Below are 17,707 nucleotides of genomic sequence, written 5' to 3'. Positions count from 1 at the left end.
GACGCATCGCCTGAGAACGCCCGCGACCAGCGGGTTCAGGCGGCCCGCATGTGCTGCGCGTAGGTGGTGTCCGGCGCGAAGATCTTCTCGAGCCGCTTCACGTACCCGCGCCGCCCGGCCTGCCCGATCCGTTCCTGCAGCGCGGTGGCCCCGGGGATGAACCGCCGCACGGTCTCGGCGGCGAAGTTGACCCCCGCGACGGCGACGATCGCGGCCTGCGCGACGGGATCGTTCGGCAGCCCGAGGAAGTCGGCGTTGGTCTTGCCCAGCACGAGCCGGCTGATCGAGGAGTGCACGGCGACGGAAACGTGCGAAAGGACCTTCCCGACGGCCCCACGCCCCTCACCGACGGCGGCGTTGGCCTCGATCAGCGCCTTGGCGAGCCGCTTCGAGTCGTCATCGGGGATGAACTCGGTGGCGGCGAGCAGCCACAGCAGCCGCCAGGCGTCCTCTTCGCCGGTGGGCAGCAGCTCGTCGTCGACCCCCATGAGCCAGCCGATGTACCGCCAGAGGTGCAGGATGTCGCCGCGTTCGCGGGCGGAGTACCGGAGGCCGAGCAGCTGCGTCCCGAAGACGTAGACGAGCGAGAAGAGCAGCAGCGTGCCGGCGGTCTGCACCTGGTTGACGGGCCGATCCCAGGCGGCGTAGTCCCAGTCATCCCGCCGGTTCATGGCGGCCCGCACATGGGCGTGCACGAGCCGGATCCGCAACGCGGCGGCGTACCCCTTCCCGCCGTGCTTGAGGGCGCCGGGCGTGGTGACGTCGATCCACCAGGCGGCGGTTTCGACGAGCCGCCGCGTGGCCTTGTACTCGATCTCACCGGTGCCGACCAGCGCTTTCGTGGCCCGCGAGGCGAGGTAGCCACCCATCAGCGACATGTCCCCGAGCGGGAAGAGCCCCAGCAACCCGGCCCGCGTGATGGCTTTCGCGCCGCGTTCGAGCCGTTCGTCATCGACCCAGTAGGGCTTGGCGTCCACCTGGTCGAAGAAGTCCTTCAAGGGCCCCGGCGCCCTGTCCCCGCCATGGAGCGCCGCCTCGAACAGCCGGCGCCCGTGCCCCTTCGGCTGCTGCGCCATCCAGGCGACGACGTCGTCCGCGAGCCGGTCTTGAACCTGGGCGAACTCCCGCAACCGAGCGACCTGCCGCTCGTCACCCCGGATGTCACCATCGATGAACAGCCGCTGGGCCAGCCGAAACCCGCCTTGCCGAAACAGCTCCGGCTCATCCATGACAGCCCACCTCCGACGTCGACAACAAGTGTTGTCACTTGAAGGGCATGAGTCAAGGAGGAGGGCCCTGGACAAGGGGATCACGGTGCCGTGTATGCTGACGACGCACTGCGGATGTAGTTCAATGGTAGAACATCAGCTTCCCAAGCTGAATACGCGGGTTCGATTCCCGTCATCCGCTCTCATCGAAACCCCGGGTGTTCTGCCCGGGGTTTTCGTTTTCCATTCTCGCCCGCGAATGCGCCAAATGCGCAGCAGGCAAGCCGGTCTCCTCAGCACGCGCCAACGCCTCCACGGCCGACGCAGAACCCAACCGGTGCAACAACTCCGCCCGCGAAGCGTGCCACCACGGGTAATCCGCCAACCCCGGCAACGCATCCACCAGCGCCAATCCCGCGGCAGCGCCGTCCCGTTCCGCCACCGCCGCCGCGCGGTTCAACCTGACCACCGGCGTGTCTGCGACCGTCAGCAACACGTCGTACCAGGAAATCACCGCGTCCCAGTTCGTGTCCGCGTACGACGGGGCCAAGTCGTGGCATGCCGCTATCGCCGCCTGGATCACGTACGGGTTCGGGGCCGACGGCGTCCTTCGCAGGCCGCGGCCCACCAGCTCGACGCCCTCCTTGATGAGCGATGCGTCCCACAGCGAACGATCCTGCGCGGAGAGCAACACCGGCGAGCCATCCGCGCGGAACCGGGACGGGCGGCGGGCGTCCTGCAGCAACACCAACGCCAGCAGCCCCAGCGCCGTCGGCTCGTCCGGCATCAGGGACGCCAGCAGGCGGGCCAATCGCACGCCCTCCGCCAGCAGCGAAACGCGGCCCGTGTAGCCCTCGTTGAAGATCAAGTACACCGTCGACGCCACGCCGGCCAAGCGTGAAGGGAGTTCCTCCGCCGCCGGCACCCGGTACGGGATGCGTGCCGTCGCGATCTTCTGCTTCGCCCGCGTCAGCCGCTTCGCCATCGTTGCTTCGGGCAGCAGCAAGCCGCGGGCGACCTCCGCCGTCGACAGGCCGCCCAACGTCCTGAGCGCCAACGCCACCTGCGCGTCCAGGGACAACGCCGGGTGGCAGCACGTGAACACCAGCCGCAAGAGGTCGTCGCGGACCGAGACCGGGTCGGGGTGGGGGTCGACCGGTGGCATCGCGACCGCCTCCTTCCCGAGCCGTTTCGCCTCGCGGCGGACCACGTCCACCGCCCGGCGGCGGGCCGCGACGAGCAGCCAGCCGCGTGGGTTGGCCGGGACGCCGTCGCGCGGCCACGTCTCGAGCGCGCGCACGACGGCGTCCTGCACCGCGTCTTGGGCCAGGTCGACGCTGCCGGTGACGCGGACCAGCGTGGCCAGTACCCGGGTGCCCTCGTCCCGGACCAGCCGCGCGACCGCGTCCCCGGCGCCGGTCACTGGCCGAAGTCGACGACCGGCCGGACCTCGATGGCGCCGTCCCAGGCGCCCGGGATGCGCGCCGCGACCCTGACCGCTTCGTCGAGGTCCGCGCATTCGAGCAGGTAGAAGCCGGTCAGGGCTTCCTTCGTCTCCGCGTACGGGCCGTCGCTGGTGACGATGTCGCCGCCCTTGCCGCCGGTGACGCGGACCGTCGTCGCGGTCGCCGTCGGGTACAGCGCCGCGCCGCCGCGGATCACCGCGGCCGCGCCCGCGCCGAACTCGTCGTAGTCCTTCATCATGTCCGTGGCCTCGGGCACGGTCGGGTCGATGTCCGTGGCGTAGATGATCGCGGCGTACTTGGGCATGGCTGCTCCTCACAGGTCCTGACCGGCACCGATCGCCGGTTCTCACTGTAAGGACGAACGGCGCGGACGTCCCCTGGACAACCGCGCCGGACTTTCTCAGCCTTCGACGAGCTCCCACTCGGAATCCGGCGTCGCGCGGTCGTAGACCTGGCCCGGCGCCGCCTTCAGGACCGTGCGCACGTCCGGGTACAGGTTCGCCACGTGCTCCAGCTCCAGGCCCTCGACCTCGAAGTCCTCCGCCTCCGGGACCTCGAAGCCGACGAACAGCCAGGTGCCGTCCTGCTCGCGGACGACCTGGCGGACCGCGCGGGCCGGCTGCTGCGGGCCCGTGGGGATTTCGGTGAGACCGGTGCTGATCTGGGCCTCATCATCCGGGGAGCCCTCGTACCGCCAGGCCGCGCGGCGCTGGGCGAGCAGCCGGATGTCCTCGTCCTCGTCGTCTGAACCGGTCACCGACGAGAGCAGCCACGTGCGGCGCTCCGGGTCCCAGTCGGCGGCCATCCCCGTCGGGAGGTCCGCCAGCGCGCCCAGCTGCGGCAGCAGTTCGAAGGCTTCGCGCAGCGACAGCTTGCCGAAGCTCTCGCGGTTGACCAGCACGTCGTCGGACAGCTCGGTGCCGTCGCTGATGAACCAGTCGTCCTCGTCGTCCAGCACGACGAAACCGAGCGCGTCGGGGTCGTTCACCAGGGCCAGCGCGATGATGACCGGCCCTTCCGGGTCCTGGCGCAGCGGCCATTCGGTCGACATGCGCCATATCCCACCATCGCGGCGCCACCCAGCGGGAGCCGGGGTCACCCGATCGGTTAATTCATCATTTGTTGATATCATCGGCGTCATGGTGCTGCCCAAGGGACTCGCCCGCTTCAACCGCGTGGTGACCAACCGGATCAACAAGTACGTCGTGACCTGGGCACCGGGCTTCGGCCTGCTCGTCCACAAAGGACGGACGTCCGGCCGGGAGTACCGGACGCCGCTGAACGTCTTCCACACCGGCGACGGCTTCGTCATCGCCCTCACCTACGGCCCGGACACCGACTGGGTGAAGAACGTGCTGGCCGCGGGAAGTTGCACCCTCATCGTCCAGCGGAAAAATTACCGCGTGCACTCGCCCGAGCTCGTGCATGATGAGTCACGCCGAGCGATGCCGACGCCCGTGCGCCAGTTCCTCGGCCTGCTGAACGTCCACGACTTCCTGCTGCTGAAGCGGGACTAGGGGGAGAAATGCTGCTCGAGGGGGAACTCGTCCGGCTGCGCGCGCTCGAACCGGCGGACGCCGAGCGGATCCACGCTTTCGTGACCGACCCCGAGGTCGGCCGCTGGATGGAGAACGACCACCCGCTGTCGCTGGCCCAGGTGCGCAAGCGCTGCGAAGACCGCGCGGTCAACACCTACGAGAAGGTCGTCCTCGGCATCGAAGCGAAAGCCGAGCGCAAGCTCATCGGTGTCATCGACCTGCGGGACGCCGAGCCCGAAGTGGGCGAGGCGTACCTCGACGTCTACATCGGCGACGCCGAGTACCGCGCCGGCGGCGGCTACGGCACCGAAGCGCTGCGCCTGATGTGCCGCTACGGCTTCAACAACATGCGGCTGCACCAGATCACGCTGTGGGTCGTCGCCGGCAACGAGGTCGCCCGGCACGTCTACCGCAAGATCGGGTTCGTCGAGGAGGGCCGGCACCGCGAGGCGTTCGTCGGTCTCGACGGGCAGCGCCACGACATGATCCTGATGAGCATGCTCAAGGGCGAGCTCAAGTGGTGAGCCGGCGCGGCGCCCGCAGCCGCCATGCTTCTTCCAGCAGCTCACGCAGCTGACCGGCGTCCACGCGCTCGAGGTCGACGATGACCATGCCGTGGCCGTCGTAGTGCGGGGTCGTGAAGAAGGCCGCGTCGCCGGAATCCAGCAACGCGGCCTTCTCGTCGTGGCCGCACAGCAGCACCAGGCCACCCTCGGCCTCGGTGCGCAGCCGCGCGAACCCCTTGCCCGCCACCTTCAGCGCGGGCGTGCGATACCACGTCGACACCTCGACCTCCGGCAGCCCGGAGGCGAGGCGCACGACGTCTTCCCAGGTCGTCATGGGTCCATTGTCGGCCCGGTGTCTTGCAAAAACGGGAACTACGGCAGGCGGGTGATCCGGTCCGCCGCCGGCGGGGCCAGGCTCGGGTGCGCGCCCAGGTAGGCGATCAGGGCGTCGAGGTCCACCGGGCCACCGGAGAGGTCGGTGCCCTTGGTGAACTCGGCGAAGCCGTCCCCGCCGGCGGCGAGGAAGTTGTTCACCGACACGCGGAACGTCGCCGCCGGGTCGACCGGCGTGCCGTTGACCGTGAGGTTCGAGACGCGCGAGCCGATCGGCGCGCTCGCCGAGTACGAGTAGTGCAGCGAGCTCGAGATCTGCAGGATCTTGGTGCCGCTCGCGCTCCACTGCTGTTCCAGCACGTTCTTCAGGTTCGCGCCGGTCAGCGTGATCGTCTGCATGATGTTCGAGAACGGCTGGACGGTGAACGCCTCGCCGTAGGTCACCACGCCGTCACCCTCGCCGTTCGGCGACGACTTGTACGTCAGGTCGGCACGGATGCCGCCCGGGTTGGTGATCGCGATGACCGCGTTGTTCGACTGCGTGCCCGCGAGCTGCGCGTCGGCGATGACGTCGCCGAGCGGCGACTCACCGGCCGCGTTGCCCGCCGCCGGCAGGTCGGCGGTGATGGTGCCGACCTGCTTGTTCGCGATCGGCGCCGACTTGGTCTTCGCCTCGGCGACCAGCGCGGCCACGGCCGGGTCCGGCGTCACCGTGCGGGTGACGATCTCGTTGAACGCCTTGGTCTGCGAGCGCACGACGTCGCGGGTCTTCAGGCTGATCTTCAGGTCCACCACCGACAGCAGGCGGCCGAACGACGAGCCCTGGATGACCGGCCGCGGCTGACCCGCCGGGTCGTTGATCACGCAGTTGTACTGCTGGTGGCTGTGCCCGGTGAAGAACGCGTCGACCTTCGGCGTCACCGCGGCGGCGATCGCGGCGGCCGGGCCGGGGCGCAGCTTGCAGTCGTTCGGGCCCTCGACCTCGGTGCCGTCGCCCTGGTGCAGCAGCACGACCTGGGCCTTCACGCCGAAGTAGTCGAGCAGGTTCGACGTCCGGTTGATCGCCTCGACCTCGTCACCGAACTTCAGGCCCTTGATGGCCTCCGGCGTGACGACGGACGGCAGGTCCTTCAGCGTGGCGCCGATGACGCCGACCGGCACGCCGCCTTCGAACTTGACGGTGAACGGCAACAGCGCGGGCAGGCCGTTGGTGAAGTACACGTTGGACCCGAGGAACGGGAACTTCGCCCCGTCGAAGGTGCTCTGGAACTGGCAGCCGTCCGTCGGGTGGCAGCCACCGAACTGCATGCGCTGCAGTTCCTTGTAGCCCTCGTCGAACTCGTGGTTCCCCACCACGGAGGCGTTGACGCCCAGCATGTTCAGGAAGTCGATGGTCGGCTCGTCGTGGAACAGCGCGGAGGTCAGCGGCGATGCGCCGATGTTGTCCCCGGCGGACACGACGAACGAGTTGCGCACCTGCGCCCGCAGCTGCTTCACGTGCGTGGCCAGGTAAGCGGCCCCGCCGGCGTCCACAGTGGTCCCGTCGGACTGCACGACACGACCGCTCGAGCCGGACGGCGGCTCCAGGTTGCCGTGCAGGTCGTTGAACCCGATGATCCGGACGTCGGTGGTGGGATCCGGGCGCTGGCCCGCGGACGCGGGTGCGGTGGTCACCGCCGTCGTAGCCAGCGCGGCCGCGGCCAATACCGCGAGCCGGGTCGAAAGCTGCAACAACCGGGGCTCCGCCCCGGGCCGGGGGCTACGCCACCCGGAGCCCCCGAAAAAATGCCTCATGAATGTTCCTCCGATTCGCGCCCAGGGTCCCCGAACGGGCGCACGGCGGAGGATTCTGCCTCGCGAAGCAGTCACCTACCAGGGTCAAAAGACGGACGTAAAGCGAATGTCACCTAACAGCTTCCGTCGAGCAGTACCCGAGCGACAAGTTCCGGATCGTCGTTCATCGGCACGTGCCCGCAGCCGGGCAGCAGCCGGAAGATCCCGTGCGGCGCGACTTTCCGCAGGTCGGCGACGCGCGGCCGGGCGAGGATCCGGTCGTGCTGGGCCCAGGCGATGGTCACCGGGACATCGGTGACCGGGCCCGTGAACCGGAAGTTCCCGCGGGACTGCGCGGCGGTCGGCTCGAAGCCTGGCGCGGTGGCGAGCGCGTGCGCGTCCTCGACGACAGTGTCGGGTGTCTGCCGCTCGGGCCGTCCGACGATCATCCCGGTCAGCGCGCGGCGCCCGGACGCGCTCGCGGCGATGCGGCGCACGACGTGCGGCGGCGTGCGCTGCGCGAGCGCGCGGTGGGCCTTCAAGGTGGCGATCGCGTACATCTTCTGGCGCCGGTTCCACAGCCCGGCGGGCGACAGCGCCGTGACGCTGCGGACCAGGCCGGCCTGCCCGAGCGCGAGTGACAGCAGGCCACCGAGTGAGTTGCCGGCGACGTGCGGCCGGTCGAGCCCGAGGTCGGTGAAGAGCTCCTTGAACATCACCAGCGCGGGCTCGACGCCGTACCCGCCGGCCGGCTCGGGCGACTCGCCGAAGCCGGGCAGGTCGACCGCGATGACGTCCCGATGCGGCGTGAGCAGCGGAAACACCGGCGTCCACGTCTGGCGGCGGTGGCCGATGCCGTGGATCAGCACCAGCGGCTCGCCTTCGCCCGCGCGGTCGTAGACAACGTCGTCCATGGTCCGAGGGTAGCGGAAACCTACGACCGGCAGTAACAGTTACTCGGCGTCCGGCTGCACCCGGGCCCCGCTGCCGGCCGACCGCTCGACGGCGTCGAGCACCCGGTGCACGCGCAGGGCGTGCGCGAAGTCGGGCAGGTCGCCCTTGAGGTGCCGGGCGTAGGCGTGCGCCACGTTGTACGACGGCTCGGCGCTGCGGCCGGCCAGCTGCGGCAGCTCGTACCGCGCGGGGACGGTCAGCTTCTCGAGCGTGCCGGTCCGGCTGCCGCGCAACGTCAGCTTCGCGATCCAGAACAGCGGGTCCGCGGCCTCGACGACCAGCGTGCCCTCGGTCCCGTTGATCTCCCAGTGGAAGTTCGTGGCCGGCGACGTCCCGCCGCGCAGGTGCAGCGACGCGACCGCGCCGCCGTTCAGCACGCCCGTGACGGCGATCTGGTCCGGCGCGGTCATCTCGACGGACTCGCCGGTGACCTCGTCACGCACCCGCGGCCGCACGGTCGCCACCGTCGCGGACAGCTCGGTGAAGCCGCCGAGGACCATGGCCAGCGCGTCGGCGGTGTGGGCGAACGGGATGGTCAGCATCGTCGCCCCGCCCTCGGGGTGCAGCTGGTAGTCCCGGCCGGCGCGCACGCTCGGCCCCCAGTTGGCGCCCGAGGCGATCAGCGACGTCGAAAGCACCCGGCCGACGTAGCCGTCCTTGATGAGGTCGCGCAGGTAGCGCAACGCCGGCGCGGACCGCCCCTGCAGGCCGACGGCGGTCGTCTTCCCGCGAGCGGCTTCGGCCAGCGCCTCGGTCTCGGCCAGGCTCACACCCAGCGGCCACTCGCTGAGCACCGGCTTGCCCGCGGCCAGCGCGGGCTCGATGAGCGTCCGGTGCTCGGACACCTTCACGGCGACCACCACGAGGTCGACCTCCGGGTGCCGGGCCAGCTCCCCGGCGTCACCGAAGGTGAGCGGGACGCCGTACTTCTCGCCGGCCACCCGCGCGGACTCGGCGTTGCTGCCGCTGAGCGCCCGGAGTTCGTAGCCGTCGACCGCGGCCAGCGCGGGCACGTGCGCGGTCGCGGCCCAGCCGCCGTTCGCGCTGAGCCCGACGATGCCGACCCGGACCGGTGCCATGAGCGTTCCTTTCGTTGCCTGCACAGACCTCGACGTGCCGAGCGTCGTGGGCATTCCCGGGTCGGCGCAAGCAGCAACCGGTTACGCCGGCATGACTTCGGTAACACCCGGTCCGGCGGTACCGAGGTGGCGGGCGCCCGCGCCCCTGACCGATCGGCCCACCGGCGGGTCGGCCGAGTGACCGAGGGGCCCGGGCTCTTCGACCGAAGCGGTCCCGGGGCAAGATCCATAGCGTCGGTGGCATGACGAACGCACAGGTCACGGCCCTGCAGTACGGGTTCATCGGGTTCCTCGCGCTGTGGGTCGTGGTGCTGGTGCCGCAGCTGATCACCCAGCTCGCCCGCCACGGCGGCCTGCGCCTGCGCGCGATCGCGGCGACGGCGGCGGTGCTGCTCTACGGCTGCATGACCCTCGCGGTCGTCCTCCTGCCGCTGCCGGGCCCGGGCACCCGCCGGCTGACCCAGACCGTGCAGCTGCACCCGTTCCAGTGGATCACCGACATCCACACGGAGCTGCTCAAGCACGGCGGCGCGTGGTTCATAACGCAGACGTTCCAGCAGGCGTGCCTGAATGTGCTGCTGTTCGTCCCGCTCGGCGTGTTCGCCCGGATCCTTTGGCGCCGCGGCCTGATCGGGACGGCCCTGGTCGGCTTCGCGGCATCACTGGTCATCGAGCTCACGCAGGTCACGGCCAACTTCGGCACGGCACCGTACGTCTACCGCATCTTCGACGTCGACGACCTCATGAACAACACGGCCGGCGCCGGCATCGGCTGGGTGTTCGGCGCGCTCCTGCTGGTCCGGTTCCGGCCTTCACCGGTCGACGTGCAGCCGGCCCGGCGCGAGCGGGTCGACTTCGCCCAGACGCGCTAGCCGCGCTTGCCGCTGCAGCGCGGCCCGCTTGGCGGCCCGCCGGTCCTCCAGCACGACCACGAGCACGGCGACGGCGAGGACCAGCGCAACCAGCCCGAGGACGATCGGAAGCTGCACGGATCCTCCTCGGTACGGCGCTGTGCGGGAGATCACACAGGTTACGCAGGTAAGTGGCGAATCCGCTACCCCATGCGTCCGGGGGCGCCGGAGAACCAGGTGTGGTCGGCGGTGAGCCAGGTGTGGAGACGGAAGTCGGCCGAGGTCAGGAGGTCGTCGAGGCTCAGGCGGCGGCAGGTGAACTCCTGGTGCCAGCGCTGCCCTCGGGCTGCGTATTGGACCGTCGCCGAGAGCAGGTCGCCTTCGCGGACGACATCGGCCAGCTCGATCGTGACCTCGCCGAGCAGGCCACCCTGGCCGGACGCGGCGGAGTCGAACCACCCGGGCGGATGCCATTGGACAATCAGCCGGCCATCCGGCCGGAGGTGGCGTTTCGCGGCGGCGAGCATCGCCCGCCGGTCCGCGACGCGGGGGGTGTTGACGAGGTGACTGGCGAGCAGCACGGCGTCGAAGGTCCGCCCGAGCTCCAGGTCCCCGATCCGCGCGCACACGCTTTCGGCGCGAACGTGCGCAAGCATCGAGGGCGAATCATCCACGGCGACAACCTCGTGCCCCAGGTCGACGAGCGGGTGCGTGACCCGGCCGGCGCCACAGCCGAGCTCAAGGATCGACGCACCCGGCGAAACCGCGGCGTGCACGATCTCGGCTTCGCCGTCGGGCGGCAGGAGCAGGTAGACCTCGACGGGCGAGCCATCCGCGGTGACCTCCATGGGTCGAGCGTGCCGGAAACTGGATAGGTGAGTACCCGACCCACCAAGGACCAGCTGGCCGCAGCGCACAACGCCACCATCACCGACGTCATCGCCCACGGTCTCGACGTTCTCTTCTGCGGCATCAACCCCGGCCTCTACTCCGGCGCCCTCGGCCAGCACTTCGCCCGCCCCGGCAACCGCTTCTGGCCCGCCCTCCACGCCGGCGGCTTCACCTCGCGCCTCTACAAACCCAGCGAACAGGACCAGCTCCTCGACCTCCGCCTCGGCATCACGAACGTCGTCGCCCGGACCACCGCGCGCGCCGACGAGCTGTCCGATGACGAACTGCGCGAAGGCGGGAAGCTGCTCGTCGCGAAGGTGCTCGAGTACCGGCCGCGGTGGCTGGCCGTTGTCGGGATCACCGCCTACCGGACCGCCTTCGGGCTTCCGAAGGCGCGCGTCGGCCCGCAGGAACAGCTGATCGGCGACACCCGCGTCTGGGTGCTGCCGAACCCGAGCGGGCTCAACGCGCACTGGACGCCGGCCGGGCTGGGGGTGGAGTTCGGGCGGCTGCGGGCCGCATCCGAAGACTGTCGAAATCGTTGAACGCCCTGCGGGCCACCCTCAGTAGTGCCAACCGCCCCATCAGGTCCCATCCGGTCCCGCCGTGTTCGGCTCGGATAGATCGACTTCTACCCACAGTTTGCTGTGACCTGCGGGTTGGGCCATGAGGGGGAATTGGCGTCATGAGCTGCGCAATCGCGACTCGTACCAAGCAGGAGGAGTCACTTCCGGCCGGTCCAGCAGGGGGACCGGACACCGGAGGCGACGGCGCAGAGACGGAGGCCCACGATGCACGGCATCGAGCCCAGCCGCAGGCCCAGCGGGCCCGCGGGACCAGGCGGGCGCAGTCTCGGCGTGGCCGTCGTCGACCCCGTCCCGATCTTCCGCGACGGCCTCGCCGCGCTCGTCCACCGCAGCCAGGGGCTGCACTGGGCGGGCCAAGCCGCCAGCCACCACGCCGCCCTGCAGCTGTGCGAGCAGGTCAAACCGGACGTCGTCGTGCTCGACTCCGCCCTCGACCCGAACTGCCACCTGACCAAGCTGCTCAACGCCGGTGACCCCGCGCTGATCCTGGTCACCCTGATCCGTGACGCGAATCGCACGCAGCAGTACCTCGCGGCCGCGATCGCCGCCGGCGCGCACGCGATCGTGCCGCGGTCGATCGATTCACGACGGCTCGCCGAAGCGATCCGGCGGGCGCACACCGACCGCCGCTACATCGACCCGGCGCTCGCCGCCCTGACCGCCCGGCCGAAGCGCACGACCGCCGCGAAGGGCGACCTCGCCCACGACAGCCCGCCGTCGCCGCGCGGCGGGATGCCGCTGTCCAGGCGCGAGTACCAGGTGCTCCAGCTGGTCGCCGAAGGACTCGAGAACTCGGCGATCGCGAAGCTGCTCTTCCTGTCCGTCGAGACGGTCCGGACGCACGTGAAGAGCATCCTGCGCAAGCTTTCCGCCCGGGACCGCACACACGCGGTGACGATCGCCTTCCGCAGCGGGATCCTCGTCGCCCGAGCGGAGGACGGCCACCTTCCGGTGACTGCCGACACAACGGCGCTCCCGGGGCAGCGCTGAGCCGGTTTCCCGAGGCGGAAGCCCAGATTTCCGGTACTCGGAAGTGCGGATCTGCTTGCTCTGGTTACCCACAGGTAATATCCTGAAGTTACCGGCGAGTAAGGCGAACATGTGCCCGGCCGGGGAGCCGAACACATTGGAGTGACGACATGGGCCACTACAAGAGCAACGTCCGAGACCTGGAGTTCAACCTCTTCGAGGTACTCGGCGTGCAGGAGCGCCTGGGCAAGGGCGTGCTCGCCGAGTCCGACGAAGAGACCGCCCGCGGCGTGCTGGCCGAGCTGAACAAGCTCGCGACCGGGCCGCTCGCCGAGTCCTTCGCCGACGCGGACCGCAACCCGCCGGTGTACGACCCGAAGACGTTCAGCGTGAAGATCCCCGAGTCGTTCAAGAAGAGCTACCAGCAGCTCATCGAGGGCGAGTGGTGGCGTCTCGGCCTGACCAACGACCTCGGCGGCTTCGGTCTGCCCCCGACCGTGCAGTGGGCCGCCTCCGAGCTCATCCTCGGCGCGAACGCCCCGCTGTTCATGTACATGGCCGGCCCGAACTTCGCCATGATCGTCGACAAGAACGGCACCGAAGAGCAGAAGCACTGGGCCCAGCTCATGATCGACCGGGCCTGGGGCGCCACGATGGTGCTGACCGAGCCGGACGCCGGCTCCGACGTCGGCGCGGGCCGCACCAAGGCCACCAAGCAGGAGGACGGCTCCTGGCACATCGACGGCGTGAAGCGGTTCATCACCTCGGCCGAGCACGACATGAGCGAAAACATCATGCACCTCGTGCTGGCGCGCCCCGAGGGTCCCGGCATCGAGACCAAGCCGGGCACCAAGGGCCTGTCGCTGTTCCTCGTGCCGAAGTTCCACTTCGACTCGAAGACCGGTGAGCTGGGCGAGCGCAACGGCGCCTACGTCACTAACGTCGAGCACAAGATGGGCATCAAGGCCTCGACGACCTGCGAGCTGACCTTCGGCCAGCACGGCACCCCGGCCAAGGGCTGGCTGCTCGGCGAGGTGCACGACGGCATCGCGCAGATGTTCCAGGTCATCGAGTACGCCCGGATGATGGTCGGCACGAAGGCCATCGCGACGCTGTCGACGGGTTACCTCAACGCGCTCGAGTACGCCAAGGAGCGCGTCCAGGGCGCCGACCTGCCGAACATGCTGAACAAGGCCGCCCCGCGGGTCACCATCACGCACCACCCGGACGTCCGCCGCTCGCTGATGCTGCAGAAGGCGTACGCCGAGGGCCTCCGCGCCGTGTACCTCTACACCGCGTCCTTCCAGGACCAGCTGTGGACCGGCGAGGGCGACCAGAAGCTCGCGCACGGCGTCAACGACCTGCTGCTGCCGATCGTCAAGGGCGTCGGCTCCGAGCGCGCCACCGAGCAGCTCGTGCAGTCGCTGCAGACCCTGGGCGGGTCCGGCTTCCTGCAGGACTACCCGATCGAGCAGTACATCCGCGACGCCAAGATCGACTCGCTGTACGAGGGCACCACGGCCATCCAGTCGCTGGACTTCTTCTTCCGGAAGATCATCCGCGACAAGGGCCAGTCGCTGGCCTTCGTGGCCGGCGAGATCAGCAAGTTCATCGAGTCCGAGGCGGGCAACGGCCGGCTCAAGAACGAGCGTGCGCTGCTCAAGCAGGCCCTCGAGGACACCCAGGGCATGCTCGGCTCGCTGATCGGCTACCTGACCGCGTCCCAGGAGGACCCGCAGAGCATCAACAAGGTCGGCCAGCACACGGTCCGCCTGCTGATGTCGGTCGGCGACCTGCTCATCGGCTGGCAGCTGCTCAAGCACGCCGAGGTCGCGATCGGCAAGCTCGACGTGGGCGCGTCCGCCAAGGACGTCCCGTTCTACGAGGGCAAGATCGCCTCGGCCTCGTTCTTCGCGAAGCAGGTGCTGCCGGAGCTGACCGCCCGCCGCGCCATCGTGGAGGCCGCCGACAACGCGCTCATGGAACTGGACGAAGCCGCGTTCTGATCAACGTGTTCCGCCGAAGGGCCCCTTCCCCACCCGGAAGGGGCCCTTCGGCGTTTCGAGGGCCAACCGCCGGGGAATTCCGTCTCCGAGAGTCGCGGGACCGAGTGGCCGGACCCGCGATCACCGAGAGGAGATAGTGATGACTGTCGCCGGCATCATCAGCGCCATCATCGTCGGGCTGATCATCGGCGTTCTGGGCCGGCTGCTCGCTCCCGGCAAGCAGAACATCCCGATCTGGCTGACCATCGTGATCGGTATCATCGCCGCCTTCATCGGCACGGCCATCGCGCGCGGTCTCGGGTACGCCGACACCAACGGCATCGACTGGCTGGAGATCCTCACCCAGGTCGTCCTGGCCGCGATCGGTGTGAGCATCGCCGCGGGCGCCTACGGCCGTCGTGGCGTAACGCGGTAACACCTCAGGATCCGGCCCGGCCGGTTCACCTTCGGGTGAACCGGCCGGGCTTTTTCCGTGCCTACCGCCGGGCCGACGCGCGGGCCAGCGCGACGGCGAAGCCGGTGCCGGCCAGCAGCAACGCCGCCGCCCAGAGCATCGTCGTGGTGATGGCGTGCGCGGACGACCCGCCGGCCAGCGTCAGGAACAGGCTGCCGAACGTCGCCACCCCCACGACCTGGCCGAGCTGCAACGTCGTCGTGAGCAGGCCGCTGGCGTCCGCCGCGCTCGCGATCGGGACGTGGGTGAGGGCGTGCGCCATGAGCGACCCGAACGCCAGGCCCATGGACAGGCCGAACAGCAGCAGCGCGGCGAAGAACAGCACGCCGCCCTTGCCGCCGTCGCGCAGGCTCAGCCCGAGCAGCGCGTACGCGATCGCCGACCCGACGTAACCGCTCGGCGTCAACGCCGCGTGGACGCGCTCCGGCAGCTTGTGCCAGAAGAAGCCGCAGATGCCGAAGACCACGCCGCCGGGCGCCATGGTCAGGCCGGCGGCCAGCGCCGTCTCCCCGAGGCCCCCCTGCAGGTGCAGCGCCACGCAGAAGAGGAACCCGCCGTAGGACGCCACGCCGGTGGCCAGCGCGGCCAGGCCCGGTGCGACCCCACGGACCTTGAGGACGCCGAGGTTGACCAGCGGGTCGCGCACGCGGCGTTCCACCACCACGAACAGCATGGCCAGCAGCACGCCCGCCGCGAGGGAGCCGAACGTCCACGCGGGCCAGCCGGTCTCGTGGCCGAGAACCAGCGGCAGCACGACGAGCACCACCGCCGGGACGGCGATCGCCAGGCCGGCCAGGTCGAGCCGGCGGCCCGCCTTCGCCGCGCCGCCGGGCACCAGCCGCAGCGCGAGCACGGCCACGAGCACGCCGATCGGCACGTTCACCAGGAAGATGGGCCGCCAGCCCGCGCCGAAGAGGTCGGCGCCGACGAGCACCCCGCCGAGGACCTGGCCGGCCACGAAGGCGACGGAGATGACCGCGGTGTACGCGCTGAGCGCCCGGGCCCGCGCCGGGCCGGTGAACTGCGCCTGGATGACGCTGATGACCTGCGGCATCATCAACGCGGCGCCGGCGCCCTGGGCGATCCGCGCGACGATGAGCGTCACCGGATCGGGCGCGAACCCGCAGAGCAGCGAGCAGGCGGTGAAGGCGATGACGCCGGTGACGAACAGCCGTCGCCGTCCGAACAGCTCGCCGACGCGGGCGCCGGTGATCAGCAACATCGCGTAGCCCACGGTGTAGCCGGAAACGACGAGCTGCAGCGCGGCGCCGGACGCGTGCAGGTCGGAGCGGATGTCGGTCATGGCGACGTTCACGACGGTGACGTCGAGCAGCGCCATGAACTGGCCGAGCAGCAGGACGGCCAGCATGAACCACGGCCGCCGGTCCGGCCGGGCGGCCCGGTCCGGGGTAGCCGGGACAGGGGTGGTCAGTGTCATGCGTCCGACCTTGGGGTTCTCCGGTTTCCTCCGGAGAGAGCCTGCTGGTGCTGGTACTGGGAACACCTGCTTCTCCGGAAAATGTCGTACCCCTCGGGCACCATGCCGGTATGACGTCAACGCAGGTCCACACCAGCCGCCGGGAGGAACTCGGCCAGTTCCTCAAGGCGTGCCGGGCGCGGATCGGCCCGGCCGAGGTCGGGCTGCCGCCCGGCGTGCGCCGTCGCACCAGCGGGTTGCGGCGGGAGGAGGTCGCGCTGCTCGCCGGCGTCGGCGTCACCTGGTACACGTGGCTCGAACAGGGGCGGCCGATCAACGCGAGCGCGCAGGTGCTCGACGCCGTGGCGCGCACGCTGCGGATGGACCACCCCGAGCGCGAGCACCTGTACCGGCTGGCGGAGCTGACGCCGTCGCGGCTGCCGTCGTCGGTCGAGGTGGTGCCGGACGCGGTCGGCGAGGTGCTGCGCGCGCTCGACCCGCTGCCGGCCACCGTGGTCAACGGCCGGTTCGACGTCCTGGCGTCGAACGCGGCGCAGGAGGACCTGTTCTGGGAGTGGCACAGCCTGCCCTGCCTGCACAAGAACCTGCTGTGGTGCTGCGTGACCGAGCCGAACGCGCGGCGGTTCCTGCTGAACTACGACGAGGAGGTGCCGCACATGGTCGCGCGGATGCGCGCCGAGTACGGCAGCCACGTCGGGGATCCGTCGTGGGAGGAGGACATCCGGCGGCTGTCCGCGCTGAGCCCGGAGTTCGCCGGGCTGTGGGCGCGGCACGAGGTGGCGGAGCCGCGGCCGAGGCTGCGGCGGTTCGAGCACCCGCGGGCGGGCCGGATGCACTTCCGGCTGACCGAGCTGGCCGTGTCGGAGGCGCCGGGCCTGCGGATCCAGGTGTCCACTCCGGACGATGCCTCGACGTGGGCGTTGCTGTCCCGGACCCGGCGGTCGTGATGACGGTGCTGGAGCTGAGCGGTCAGGGGCTGACGTCGGTGCCTTCGGTGCCGGTCGACGTCACGCAGCTCGACCTGTACAAGAACTCGATCTCGGAGGTGCCCGGGTCGCTGTGGTCGTTGACCGGGCTGCGCGTGCTGAACCTCGCGGCGAACCGGATTTCCGCGCTGCCGCCGGGGATTTCGGCGCTGACGTCACTGCACACGCTCGACCTGGCGCACAACCGGTTCGACTCGCTGCCGGACGAGCTGGGCGAGCTGGCCGGGCTCACCGAGTACCTGTACGTCAGCGACAACCGGCTGACGGAGTTCCCGGACGCCTGGTGCCGGCTGGGGAAGCTGCGGTACCTGGGGTGCACGGACAACCGGCTCACGGCCCTCCCGGCGGACCTTTCGGGGTTCACGGCGCTGCGCGAACTCCGGCTCTACCGCAACGAGCTGACCGCGTTGCCGGAGTCGATCGGGGCGCTGGGTGCGTTGCGGGAGCTGCACCTGCGCGGCAACTGGCTGACATCTCTGCCGTCGTCGATCGGGTTGCTGGGCGAGCTGCGTCAGCTGGACCTGCGGGAGAACTCGTTGACGACGCTGCCCGCGTCGTTGGCCCGGCTGTCCAAACTGGACAAACTGGATCTGCGGTGGAACAAGCAGCTCCGGGAACCGGCCTGGTTGCGCGACTTCGAGGAGGCGGGGTGCATGGTCCTTCGCTGA

The 17,707-nt window shown here is 70.1% G+C and carries 20 protein-coding genes and 1 tRNA gene; 10 read left to right on the top strand and 11 right to left on the bottom strand.

The features are described 5' to 3' along the window. Positions 1-35: 35 nt before the first annotated feature. On the bottom strand, positions 36-1,229 hold the full coding sequence (locus tag C2L59_RS35935) for an oxygenase MpaB family protein (RefSeq protein ID WP_103353981.1): 1,194 nt from the start codon (positions 1,227-1,229) through the stop codon (positions 36-38). Positions 1,230-1,339: 110 nt separating this feature from the next. On the opposite strand from C2L59_RS35935, the gene C2L59_RS35930 reads away from it, so the two are divergent. Beyond that, positions 1,340-1,410: transfer RNA gene (locus tag C2L59_RS35930), tRNA-Gly, on the top strand. Here C2L59_RS35930 and C2L59_RS35925 read toward each other — a convergent pair. The 3 genes from C2L59_RS35925 to C2L59_RS35915 all read right to left on the bottom strand — a co-directional run bounded on the left by C2L59_RS35925 (position 1,402) and on the right by C2L59_RS35915 (position 3,725). Continuing rightward, positions 1,402-2,631 (bottom strand): RNA polymerase sigma factor, encoded by a 1,230-nt coding sequence (locus C2L59_RS35925; protein ID WP_103353980.1) that lies wholly within the window; start codon positions 2,629-2,631, stop codon positions 1,402-1,404. The two genes, C2L59_RS35930 and C2L59_RS35925, sit on opposite strands and share 9 nt — an antisense overlap. Continuing rightward, positions 2,628-2,978 carry a YciI family protein gene (locus tag C2L59_RS35920; RefSeq protein WP_103353979.1) on the bottom strand — a complete coding sequence of 117 codons (351 nt, stop codon included), beginning with the start codon at positions 2,976-2,978 and terminating at the stop codon, positions 2,628-2,630. Before C2L59_RS35920 ends, C2L59_RS35925 begins: the two co-directional genes overlap by 4 nt. A gap of 96 nt (positions 2,979-3,074) precedes the next feature. Next, positions 3,075-3,725 (bottom strand): hypothetical protein, encoded by a 651-nt coding sequence (locus C2L59_RS35915; protein ID WP_103353978.1) that lies wholly within the window; start codon positions 3,723-3,725, stop codon positions 3,075-3,077. A gap of 88 nt (positions 3,726-3,813) precedes the next feature. Between C2L59_RS35915 and C2L59_RS35910 the strand changes: the two genes are divergently transcribed. Together C2L59_RS35910 and C2L59_RS35905 are read left to right on the top strand one after the other, a co-directional pair. Then, entirely contained in the window at positions 3,814-4,191 is a 378-nt protein-coding gene (locus C2L59_RS35910) for a nitroreductase family deazaflavin-dependent oxidoreductase (RefSeq protein WP_199199418.1), read from the top strand. 8 nt (positions 4,192-4,199) lie between these two features. Continuing rightward, a complete protein-coding gene (locus C2L59_RS35905) occupies positions 4,200-4,736 on the top strand; it encodes a GNAT family N-acetyltransferase (RefSeq protein ID WP_103353977.1) in 537 nt (178 codons plus the stop codon). Here C2L59_RS35905 and C2L59_RS35900 read toward each other — a convergent pair. The 4 genes from C2L59_RS35900 to C2L59_RS35885 all read right to left on the bottom strand — a co-directional run bounded on the left by C2L59_RS35900 (position 4,726) and on the right by C2L59_RS35885 (position 8,857). Continuing rightward, on the bottom strand, positions 4,726-5,052 hold the full coding sequence (locus C2L59_RS35900) for an MmcQ/YjbR family DNA-binding protein (protein WP_103353976.1): 327 nt from the start codon (positions 5,050-5,052) through the stop codon (positions 4,726-4,728). The genes C2L59_RS35905 and C2L59_RS35900 overlap by 11 nt on opposite strands. A 38-nt stretch (positions 5,053-5,090) precedes the next feature. After that, a complete protein-coding gene (locus tag C2L59_RS35895) occupies positions 5,091-6,782 on the bottom strand; it encodes a bifunctional UDP-sugar hydrolase/5'-nucleotidase (protein WP_103354008.1) in 1,692 nt (563 codons plus the stop codon). 176 nt (positions 6,783-6,958) lie between these two features. After that, complete coding sequence (locus tag C2L59_RS35890; RefSeq protein WP_103353975.1) at positions 6,959-7,738, bottom strand: alpha/beta fold hydrolase; 780 nt, start codon at positions 7,736-7,738, stop codon at positions 6,959-6,961. Positions 7,739-7,777: 39 nt separating this feature from the next. Next, entirely contained in the window at positions 7,778-8,857 is a 1,080-nt protein-coding gene (locus C2L59_RS35885; protein WP_103353974.1) for a Gfo/Idh/MocA family protein, read from the bottom strand. A gap of 242 nt (positions 8,858-9,099) precedes the next feature. Between C2L59_RS35885 and C2L59_RS35880 the strand changes: the two genes are divergently transcribed. Further along, positions 9,100-9,729, top strand: a complete 630-nt coding sequence (locus C2L59_RS35880) for a VanZ family protein (protein ID WP_103353973.1) — start codon at positions 9,100-9,102, stop codon at positions 9,727-9,729. On the opposite strand, the gene C2L59_RS48320 is transcribed toward C2L59_RS35880, so the two are convergent. Together C2L59_RS48320 and C2L59_RS35875 are read right to left on the bottom strand one after the other, a co-directional pair. Beyond that, on the bottom strand, positions 9,670-9,846 hold the full coding sequence (locus C2L59_RS48320) for a hypothetical protein (protein ID WP_199199417.1): 177 nt from the start codon (positions 9,844-9,846) through the stop codon (positions 9,670-9,672). The two genes, C2L59_RS35880 and C2L59_RS48320, sit on opposite strands and share 60 nt — an antisense overlap. Before the next feature lie 65 nt (positions 9,847-9,911). Continuing rightward, entirely contained in the window at positions 9,912-10,556 is a 645-nt protein-coding gene (locus tag C2L59_RS35875) for a class I SAM-dependent methyltransferase (protein WP_103353972.1), read from the bottom strand. A 27-nt stretch (positions 10,557-10,583) separates the two neighbouring features. Here C2L59_RS35875 and mug point away from each other — a divergent pair, with 27 nt between their 5' ends. The 4 genes from mug (at position 10,584) to C2L59_RS35855 (ending at position 14,576) form a co-directional block, all read left to right on the top strand. Continuing rightward, positions 10,584-11,144, top strand: coding sequence for a G/U mismatch-specific DNA glycosylase (gene mug, locus C2L59_RS35870; protein WP_103353971.1), 561 nt, complete (start codon positions 10,584-10,586; stop codon positions 11,142-11,144). 246 nt (positions 11,145-11,390) lie between these two features. Beyond that, positions 11,391-12,176, top strand: coding sequence for a response regulator transcription factor (locus C2L59_RS35865; protein ID WP_103353970.1), 786 nt, complete (start codon positions 11,391-11,393; stop codon positions 12,174-12,176). Between the two features lie 149 nt (positions 12,177-12,325). Then, positions 12,326-14,161, top strand: coding sequence for an acyl-CoA dehydrogenase (locus C2L59_RS35860; protein WP_103353969.1), 1,836 nt, complete (start codon positions 12,326-12,328; stop codon positions 14,159-14,161). Between the two features lie 139 nt (positions 14,162-14,300). Beyond that, a complete protein-coding gene (locus tag C2L59_RS35855) occupies positions 14,301-14,576 on the top strand; it encodes a GlsB/YeaQ/YmgE family stress response membrane protein (RefSeq protein ID WP_103353968.1) in 276 nt (91 codons plus the stop codon). Between the two features lie 61 nt (positions 14,577-14,637). On the opposite strand, the gene C2L59_RS35850 is transcribed toward C2L59_RS35855, so the two are convergent. Further along, a complete protein-coding gene (locus C2L59_RS35850; RefSeq protein WP_103353967.1) occupies positions 14,638-16,053 on the bottom strand; it encodes an MFS transporter in 1,416 nt (471 codons plus the stop codon). A gap of 110 nt (positions 16,054-16,163) precedes the next feature. Here C2L59_RS35850 and C2L59_RS35845 point away from each other — a divergent pair, with 110 nt between their 5' ends. Beyond that, positions 16,164-17,000 carry a helix-turn-helix transcriptional regulator gene (locus C2L59_RS35845; protein ID WP_103353966.1) on the top strand — a complete coding sequence of 279 codons (837 nt, stop codon included), beginning with the start codon at positions 16,164-16,166 and terminating at the stop codon, positions 16,998-17,000. Further along, a complete protein-coding gene (locus C2L59_RS35840; RefSeq protein ID WP_103354007.1) occupies positions 17,000-17,707 on the top strand; it encodes a leucine-rich repeat domain-containing protein in 708 nt (235 codons plus the stop codon). The genes C2L59_RS35845 and C2L59_RS35840 overlap by 1 nt, the downstream gene beginning before the upstream one ends.

Source organism: Amycolatopsis sp. CA-128772, assembly GCF_002904295.1.
Classification (GTDB): Bacteria; Actinomycetota; Actinomycetes; order Mycobacteriales; family Pseudonocardiaceae; genus Amycolatopsis.
The sequence above is the reverse complement of the archived record's forward strand: the minus strand, read 5'-3'. Positions and strand labels throughout refer to the sequence as shown.